General features: G+C 47.4%; 2 protein-coding genes. One reads left to right on the top strand and one right to left on the bottom strand.

All coding sequences use genetic code 11. The features are described from left to right. Positions 1-1132 (top strand): pyocin knob domain-containing protein (locus DDT56_RS24495; RefSeq protein ID WP_168197688.1); only part of this gene is annotated, 1132 nt, incomplete at its 5' end. Here DDT56_RS24495 and DDT56_RS24500 read toward each other — a convergent pair. Next, positions 1033-2419: phage tail fiber protein (locus DDT56_RS24500; protein WP_470287763.1), on the bottom strand; the 1387-nt coding region annotated here is incomplete at its 5' end. The two genes, DDT56_RS24495 and DDT56_RS24500, sit on opposite strands and share 100 nt — an antisense overlap.

Consider the following 2419-nt stretch of genomic DNA (forward strand, 5'->3'; position numbering starts at 1 on the left):
TCGCGCAAACCTGGGTTTAAGAGACATTGATACAATTCGTGCGCGCGGGGATATTGGAACTGTCAATTTGAATACGCTGACGGGTAGCAGCGCCGGGATGTGGCGACAGAGAATAACTGGCAACACTTCTATTGGTAATAACTACCCAGTGACTCAAGCCGGACTTCTGTTGGTATTGACATCACTAGCTAATAACTCCGAGTCATGCATACAGATATATTATCCATACGTTAACAATATAAATTTTACCCGAACATATAACGGAGCGGATTGGACGGCGTGGTCTGTTCAGTGGAGTTTAGCTAACCTGGTTAAACAGTCCTCGACAACCGATAGCACTGATGGCGCAGTGTTATTAAATGGAGCGTGGGGGCTGGGCGCTGACATTTTACCTTCCGTTGATTTTGCTAATCTATCTCAGCGCAGCGGTTTATATAAGGGCGTTACGGGTTGGGATAAATTACCTGCAACGGTAGGTAACCCGTCAGGTATATTTATGGTAAGAGGTAAATACGAATCTGGTGCTAGGTATACGGGAGCGTTTTTTACAGCTCATGGCGGGGTACCTAGCGCTATGCGATTTGGTGCAGGTTGGTTGCGTCCAGATTCGTCTTATACATGGGTTGAGGCTCGCCATAACGGTAATACAACTGTTGATGCAAACGGGTTTATTAAAACCGCATCGCCGATTGTGAAATTATTTAGTGACGGTTCATTTGAAACAAACGACGAAGCGACAGGCGTAACGGCTGAGAAAATAGGAATTGGTGAATATCGTATTTCCGGGTGTTTGGGATTCAATGCTGATCCGGCATGGGGTGGTGCGGGCGGCGGGATAGAAATACCGACTGATATCAATAAACAGCCTCTGCTGTGGGTTGACTATGAAATAGAGGCTGATGGCTCAATAATCATCCGTACATATCATCGCACCCACACAGACGCGCCGGAATTTGCGCGAAATAACATCGTTGGCGTGGAGAACGGCCAGCCAATCGATATCCCGGCTGGACGCTGGGTTGATGTGCGTGTTCAGATGCCTGGTTCAGATTCCGCTGTGGATGAGTCAACGTCCGTTGCCACCGAGGCAGCTTCAGCGGAGGTGTCTGCGGATTCATCGACAGCAGACTGATCGGACTCTGGCATTGCTGGCATTGACAGCCGCAGATCAATCCATCGGCCATCGGGAATGTCCATCGGCTCGCCGGCAATGACGTTTCCTGTCTCAACATCAAACTGGCGCTTACTGACACGCACAGTAATGTCGCCGTTTTCCGATGTTTCTGTTTCAACAAAACAGAGGCGATTGCCATTGACGTCTTGCGGGATTTCGATGGTCCAGCCAGACTCGGCCAAGCCCAATGCGCCGATGACGAGATAAACACCAGTTTCACGGCGTTCCGCCGTCACGCCCGCAGCTTCATTATTTACAGCCCCGCATCCGGCAGACTCAAATCCATCAAGATAATTATCTGGCATGCTGTCATTAGAATTTGCCAGACGTAGTATTGGTGACGCTGATTTATAAAATCCGTTGGCGTCAATTGTGTACTGATTTGACAGCAGCACATTGAACCATCCGTTATTAACACCTCCGCGCCTTGAATGCACGCACATGCGTACTCCAGCGACACTTGTCGCCGCTAGAATAGCAAGTGATGCGGCGGCGTTATTATCATACGGTATATGTAATCCACACCAGGCAACATCAACCGTTGGATAGTTAGTGCCGCCCTGTGGGCTTTTAAACCATTGCCCCTTACCGCTATTAGCTATATTTGCAAAACTCGCTTCAGACGTAACCAATCCACCTAACCCGTAATCGCCCTCTTTTAATACATTTACACCGTTGCAAGTAAAGCTTGCAGCCACAATATTACAGGAATCAGTAGCAAGTAACTCTACCCTACAGTTATTGCCAAGATTATTACATACCAATAAATTGTTAGTACTAGACGAGCCTTTACCAATATACCAATGGTTAACCCCAGCGTTTGTTTGCCCTCGCAGAATAGAAACGGCATTGGCTGTTGGCGATCTAATAACAAGTGGAACTTCATTACCTGTAAAAACTTTTTGTCCAGTTATTGTTTGTGTACTTGCCAACATAACAGCAGTATTAGCAGTTGCAACAGCAACGCCGTTTAGAGTAAAGGTGCCAGCAACAACGTTAAGTGTACCTTGCCCGTTAGCAGTTGTTGAGCCACCAGAGGCGATTAAGCGAGCTGCATAATAACTTGCGCTACCAGACGCATAAAAATCAAAATATGGTGTATTAGCCACACCATCAATTCGCCCAATGGATATACCACTGTTACCGTTGGCCCGTAATGATATTTGCTGTGTAAATGTTTTGGCTCCAGAAATCGTCTGCGCCGTGTCAGTCAGCACCGCATTACCTAAACCCAGGTTTGCGCGA

Origin of the sequence: Brenneria corticis (assembly GCF_003115855.1) — a bacterium.
GTDB lineage: Bacteria > Pseudomonadota > Gammaproteobacteria > Enterobacterales > Enterobacteriaceae > Brenneria > Brenneria corticis.